The organism is Saccharomonospora iraqiensis subsp. paurometabolica YIM 90007 (assembly GCF_000231035.2).
In the GTDB taxonomy this organism is placed as follows: Bacteria; Actinomycetota; Actinomycetes; order Mycobacteriales; family Pseudonocardiaceae; genus Saccharomonospora; species Saccharomonospora paurometabolica.
Window position 1 is genome coordinate 206,792 of sequence record NZ_KI912218.1, and the last position, 5,832, is coordinate 212,623.

Genomic DNA, 5,832 nt, shown 5'->3' on the forward strand with positions numbered 1-5,832 from the left:
GTGAGGTCGAGTCCGGTGAGGTAGTGCTGCTCCGCGCTCACGCCGACCACCCCGCACCGGGACGCGGCGGCCGGGCGGGCCGGGACAGCACGGTGGCGGGGCCGGCGGCGGCCGGGAACCCCGCGGGGTCGGCGGGCACGGTGCGAGTGAGCATGGTGCCCAGGATGCCGTAGCGGGTGCGGCCCGTCCCGCAGGGTGGACTCAGGCCCCGAGCAGGGCGAGCATGTCGGCGTTGTCGAACATGCGGGCGGTCTCCACCGCCGACGGGCTGCCCGCCGCCGCGTCCGCACCGCCGTCGAGCAGGGCCTGCACCACGTCGGGCTCGTTCTTGAACACCGCGCCGGCGAGCGGGCTCTGCCCGCGGTCGTTGAGCCGGTCCGGGTCCGCACCGCGGCGGAGCAGGGCCCGGACGGTCCCGGCGTGCCCGTGGTACGCGGCCAACATCACAAGGGTGTCGCCCTTGTCGTTGGTCAGGTTCGCCGAGATCCCCGCGTCCACGTAGGCGGCCAGGGTCTCGGTGTGTCCGTGCCGGGCCATGTCGAAGACCCGTGCCCACAGGTCGACCAGGTCCGGATCCGGCTCCCGCGGCTCACTCATCCCGTCAGCCTGCCACGGCGGGCCGGTCAGGACAGCACGTCGGCGACGGTGCGCAGGGTCGCCGCGTCCCCCCGGACGAGCAGGGTGGTCACCACGGACTCCTCCCAGGCGGCGAGTTCGTCCCGGATCTTCGCGGGCGGACCGATCAGCGAGGTGTCCTCGACCAGGCGGGTGGGAATCGCGGCGGTGGCCTCGTCCTTGCGCCCCGCGAGGTAGAGCTCCTGCACCCGGTCGGCCACCTCCTCGTAGCCCATCCGGGCGAACACGTCGCGGTGGAAGTTGACGTTGCGGGCTCCCATGCCGCCGATGTAGAGGGCCAGCGACGGCTTGATCAGGTCGGCCGCGGCCTCCACGTCGTCGTGCACGATCACCGGCACCGACGCGGCCACCTCGAACGACGCCGGCGGCTGCGCCCGCCGGGCGAAGCCCTCGTCGAGGGCGGCACGGTAGAAGCCGTCGCTGCGCGGGGAGAAGAACAGCGGCAGCCAGCCGTCGCCGATCTCGGCGGACAGCGCGACGTTCTTCGGCCCCTCGGCGGCCAGGTAGATCGGGATGTGCTCGCGCAGCGGGTGGACGGTGGGCTTGAGCGGCTTGCCCAGCCCGGTGCCCGAGTCCAGCGGGAGTTGGTAGTGGGCGCCGTCGTGGGTCACGGGTTCGGCACGCGCGACGACCTTGCGGATGATGTCGACGTACTCCCGGGTGCGCGCCAGCGGCTTCGGGTACGGCATTCCGTACCAGCCCTCGACCACCTGCGGACCGGAGGCGCCGAGGCCGAGGACGAACCGGCCGCCGCTGAGGTGGTCGAGGGTCATCGCCGCCATCGCGGTGGCCGTCGGGGTCCGCGCGGACATCTGCACGATGTTCGTGCCGAGGGTGACCCGCGAGGTGGCCGAGCCCCACCACGCGAGCGGGGTCAGCGCGTCCGACCCGTAGCCCTCGGCGGTCCAGACCGAGTCGAAGCCGAGCTCCTCGGCGGTGCGGATGGTCTCCGCCGCGTGCGCGGGCGGGCCGGACGACCAGTAGCCGAGGTGGTAGCCGAGTTTCACGGGTCGCGGGTCTCCCTTCGGGTGGACGTTCGCCGGGGCGGGCCGGTCAGACCGCGGGCGAGTAGTGCGTGGGTTTGTCCCGTTCCTCCGGTGGCGGCAGGTTCCGCGCCGGGGTCTCCACCGGTGCCGTGTCCACCGGGTCCCGGCCCAGTGCCCGCCGCCAACCCGCACGGGCGCGGGGATGGTAGCGGCGTTCGAACGGGACCAGCCGGAACGCGGCGTTGATCGCGCGCCCGAGCAGCCGGTGCCACCGCTCGTCCCGGGCGGTCCACCGGTAGCCGAGGAGCTCGCGCACCGGCGGGTCGTACATCCCGACGGTCAGCCACACGAAGCCGGACATCAGCGGCCTGCGCACCAGGCGCCACAGCGGGAAGGGCAGCCACCGCAGGAACGGCGGCCGGGCGATGTCGGCGACGTCGAGCACGTCCCGGGTGGCCTTGTTGTCCTCCAGCACTTCGGTGCACATCCGGTGCCAGTACCGCTGGAACTCCTCCCAGCTGTCCGGCACCGGCCGCATGCTGACGCCGTACATCCGGTACCACCGCACGTGCTCGTCGAACAGGGTGCGCCGCTGGTCCTCGGTGAGCCCGCCCATGAAATGCTCGGCGATACGCAGGGTGCTGACGAAGAAGGTGGCGTGGGCCCAGTAGAAGGTGTCCGGATCGAGGGCGTGGTAGCGGCGCCCGTGGGCGTCGACGCCGGAGACCGTGTCGTGGTAGCCACGGACCCGCCGCGCCGTCTCCCGGGCGCGGGGGCCGTCGTAGACCACCCCGCCGATCGGGTAGAGCGAGCGCAGCAGGCGCTGCCACCGTTCGGCGAAGAAGCGCGAGTGCTGCTCCACCCCCGCGCCGAGGCCGGGGTGCATGTTCTGCATGGAGCCCGCCCACAGGGCGATCAGCAACCCGCGCCAGTCGCCGAAATAACGCCAGGTCAGCGAGTCGGGTCCGAGCGGCTCGACGTCGTCACGGTCGGCGTGTGGCATGGGACCCAGCGTAGAAGTGACAACAGGCGTAGTCAATTGTGGCACGGTCGGACGTGGGACGGGTGATGACGGACTCGGGGAACGCGGAACGCACCTGGGCGGGCACGACACTGGCCGACCGGCGGGCCGCCCGGCGGCGGCAACTGCTCGACGCCGGGCTCGACCTGCTCGGCGGCACACCCGCCACGGGCGGCGGCACGGTGAGCGTCCGGGCGGTGTGCCGACGCGCCCGGCTCACCGAGCGCTACTTCTACGAGAACTTCGCCGACCGCGACGAGCTGGTCGTGGCCGTCTACGACCGGGTCGCCGAGCAGGCGCACCGCACGCTGGTGGACGCGGTGCACCCCGCGGCCTCGGCACCGCACGACCGGGCGTGGTCGGCGGTCTCGGCGTTCGTCACGCTGATCCTGGACGATCCGCGGGTGGGCCGGGTGCTGCTGCTCGCCCCGTTCGCCGACCCGGCGCTGAGCCGCGTCGGCGGACAGCGGCTGCCGGTGTTCACCGAACTGGTGCGCGAACAGCTCTCCGACCGGGTGGCCGAACAGGACCGCACCATGACCGCGCTGACCCTGGTCGGCGGCCTGGCGAACCTGTTCACCGCCTACCTCACCGGCCAGCTCGACGTCTCCCGCGAGCACCTCACGGCGCACTGCGTCCGCCTCGTCCTCGGCGCCGACGCCCTGCACGCCTGACCCCTCCCCCACCCCGCGAGTCACCACTCCAGCCCCGCGAGTCGACGCTCCAGACCCGCGAGTCGACGCTCCGGGTCCGTGAGTCGACGTCGGGGGTGCGTGACCCGAGTGGGTGGGACCACGTCCGCCACGCGGCGCCCGCCGACAGCTTGCACCGACTCGCGGGTGCCCCACCCCGGCTCGCCCGCCTCCCGCGTGAACTCGCCGGCCTCCCGCGTGAACTCGCCGGCCTCCCGCGTGAACTCGCCGGCCTCGCGCGTCAACTCGCGGGCACCGGGCGGCGACTCGCCGACCTGGAGTGTCGACTCGCGGGCGCCGGGCGGCGACTCGCGGGGGTGGGTGGGTCATGACGACAGGTGGAGGGCGATGTCGATGATCATGTCTTCCTGGCCGCCGACGTAGCGGCGGCGGCCGACCTCGTAGAGGATCTCGTGGGCGGGCACGCCGTAGCGCTCGGCGGCGCGTTCGGCGTGCAGCAGGAAGCTGGAGTACACCCCGGCGTAGCCCTGCACGATGGACGAGCGGTCCAGCACCGGCAGCCGGGTGATGTAGGGCTTGACGACGTTCTCCGCGGCGTCCATGAGCACGTCCTTGTCCGCCCCGGTGTGCACCCCGAGCCGGTCGAAGGTGGCCGCGAGGACCTCGGTGGGCGAGTTGCCCGCGCCGGCCCCGAGCGCCACCAGCGAGCCGTCGATCTGCCGGGCACCCGCACGGTGGGCCAGCACCGAGTTGGCCACGCCGAAGCTGAGGTTCTGATGCCCGTGGTAGCCGACCTGTGCCTCGTGGCCGACCTCGGCCACCAGGGCGGCGACCCGGTCGGCGGCGTCCTCCAGGATCAGCGCGCCCGCCGAGTCGACCACGTAGACGCACTGGCAGCCCGCGTCCACCATGATCCGCGCCTGCTTCGCCAGCTCCTCCGGCGTGGACATGTGCGCCAGCATCAGGAAGCCGACCGTCTCCAGGCCCAGTGCGCGGGCCTCGCCGAAGTGCTGGATCGAGACGTCGGCCTCGGTGCAGTGGGTGGCGATGCGCACCGCGCCCGCACCGAGGTCGGCGGCGGCCTTGAGGTCGGTGACCGTGCCCAGCCCCGGCAGCAGCAGCACCGCGATGCGGGCCTGCCGTGCCTGGTCGACCGCGGCGGAGATCAGAGTCCGTTCGTCCACCCGGGAGAAGCCGTAGTTGAACGTGGAGCCGCCGAGCCCGTCGCCGTGGGTGACCTCGATGAGCGAGATCCCCGCCGAGTCCAGCGCGCGCACGGTGTCACGCACCTGGGCCTCGGTGAACTGGTGGCCCATCGCGTGGCTGCCGTCGCGCAGGGTGGTGTCGACCAGCCGCACCCGGTCGGCACCCGTGCCGGCTGTGCCGTGCGCCGCGCCGCTCGTGCCCGCCGTGCCGCTCGTGCCTGCCGCGCCGGTCGTGCCTGCCGTGCCCGTCGTGCTCATGCCCGCACCGCCTTGTCCTCGATGATCCGTTCGGCCAGCAGTTCGCCCACCTTCGACGCGGCGGCGGTCATGATGTCCAGGTTGCCCGCGTAGGTGGGCAGGTGGTCGCCGTTGCCCGCCACCTCGAGGAACGCGGCCACCCGCGCCTTGCCGCCCCAGTCCGGGCGGGGGTCGTCGAACTGCGGGTCGGCGGTGAGCCGGTAGCCCGGCACGTAGGTCTGCACCTCGGCCACCATCCGGTGGATCGACTCGGCCACCGCGTCCCGGTCGGCGTCCGGGTCGATCGCGCAGAACACCGTGTCCCGCATGATCATCGGCGGTTCCATCGGGTTGATGATGATGATCGCCTTGCCCCGTTCGGCACCGCCGACCTCCTCCAGGCCGCGGGCGGTGGTCTCGGTGAACTCGTCGATGTTGGCGCGGGTGCCCGGTCCCGCCGAGCGCGAGGACACCGACGCGACGATCTCGGCGTAGGAGACCGGGGTGACGCGGGAGACGGCGTGCACCATCGGGATGGTGGCCTGCCCACCGCAGGTGATCATGTTGAGGTTCGGCGCGTCGACCCGGGCGGGCAGGTTCACCACCGGGCAGGTGAACGGTCCCACCGCCGCGGGGGTGAGGTCGACGGCGGGGATACCGGCCTCGGCGTAGCGCGGCGCGGCGGCCAGGTGGGCCTTCGCCGAGGTCGCCTCGAACACCAGGTCCGGCCGTTCGTCCCGGTCGAGCAGCCAGTCCACCCCCTCGGCGGAGGCGGCGACCCCGAGCTCGGCCGCCCGCGCGAGCCCGTCCGAGGCCGGGTCCACACCCACCATGTACCGCACGTCGATCCGCTCGCTGCGGCGCAGTTTGGCCAGCAGGTCCGTTCCGATGTGTCCCGGGCCGACGATGGCGGCCACCGCTCGGGATTCGCTCATGGCGGCACACGGTGCTCCGGCGCGCACGGTGGGGCAACGTCGCCGTCCCGCTCACCGGAAACGGCCCGCCCGCGCCGGGTCCAGCCCCCACCGCGGGACCCGGCGCGGGGCTCGTCAGGCGCCGAGCAGGTGCTCGAAGGCGAGCTGGGACAACCGCGC

The 5,832-nt window shown here is 73.2% G+C and carries 6 protein-coding genes; 1 reads left to right on the top strand and 5 read right to left on the bottom strand.

Annotated elements, in window-relative coordinates:
• Positions 1-201: 201 nt before the first annotated feature.
• From SACPADRAFT_RS0208240 to SACPADRAFT_RS0208250, 3 genes are read right to left on the bottom strand one after another with little or no spacing between them, the layout of a single operon-like run.
• Complete coding sequence (locus tag SACPADRAFT_RS0208240; protein WP_007026171.1) at positions 202-597, bottom strand: ankyrin repeat domain-containing protein; 396 nt, start codon at positions 595-597, stop codon at positions 202-204.
• Positions 598-623: 26 nt separating this feature from the next.
• On the bottom strand, positions 624-1,643 hold the full coding sequence (locus SACPADRAFT_RS0208245; RefSeq protein ID WP_007026172.1) for an LLM class F420-dependent oxidoreductase: 1,020 nt from the start codon (positions 1,641-1,643) through the stop codon (positions 624-626).
• A gap of 46 nt (positions 1,644-1,689) precedes the next feature.
• Complete coding sequence (locus SACPADRAFT_RS0208250) at positions 1,690-2,625, bottom strand: oxygenase MpaB family protein (RefSeq protein ID WP_007026173.1); 936 nt, start codon at positions 2,623-2,625, stop codon at positions 1,690-1,692.
• Between the two features lie 65 nt (positions 2,626-2,690).
• Between SACPADRAFT_RS0208250 and SACPADRAFT_RS0208255 the strand changes: the two genes are divergently transcribed.
• Positions 2,691-3,317, top strand: coding sequence for a TetR/AcrR family transcriptional regulator (locus SACPADRAFT_RS0208255; RefSeq protein WP_007026174.1), 627 nt, complete (start codon positions 2,691-2,693; stop codon positions 3,315-3,317).
• Between the two features lie 344 nt (positions 3,318-3,661).
• Here the strand turns inward: SACPADRAFT_RS0208255 and dmpG are convergent, their stop codons facing one another.
• On the bottom strand, positions 3,662-4,759 hold the full coding sequence (gene dmpG / locus SACPADRAFT_RS0208265; RefSeq protein ID WP_007026175.1) for a 4-hydroxy-2-oxovalerate aldolase: 1,098 nt from the start codon (positions 4,757-4,759) through the stop codon (positions 3,662-3,664).
• A complete protein-coding gene (locus SACPADRAFT_RS0208270) occupies positions 4,756-5,673 on the bottom strand; it encodes an acetaldehyde dehydrogenase (acetylating) (protein WP_007026176.1) in 918 nt (305 codons plus the stop codon). The genes dmpG and SACPADRAFT_RS0208270 overlap by 4 nt, the downstream gene beginning before the upstream one ends.
• Between the last annotated feature and the right edge of the window lie 159 nt (positions 5,674-5,832).

Excerpts from the sequence above, each read along its gene's own strand:
- SACPADRAFT_RS0208240 (WP_007026171.1), bottom strand. The coding sequence starts at position 597 with ATGAGTGAGCCGCGGGAGCCGGATCCGGACCTGGTCGACCTGTGGGCA.
- SACPADRAFT_RS0208250 (WP_007026173.1), bottom strand. The coding sequence starts at position 2,625 with ATGCCACACGCCGACCGTGACGACGTCGAGCCGCTCGGACCCGACTCG.
- SACPADRAFT_RS0208255 (WP_007026174.1), top strand. The coding sequence starts at position 2,691 with ATGACGGACTCGGGGAACGCGGAACGCACCTGGGCGGGCACGACACTG.
- dmpG (WP_007026175.1), bottom strand. The coding sequence starts at position 4,759 with ATGAGCACGACGGGCACGGCAGGCACGACCGGCGCGGCAGGCACGAGC.
- SACPADRAFT_RS0208270 (WP_007026176.1), bottom strand. The coding sequence starts at position 5,673 with ATGAGCGAATCCCGAGCGGTGGCCGCCATCGTCGGCCCGGGACACATC.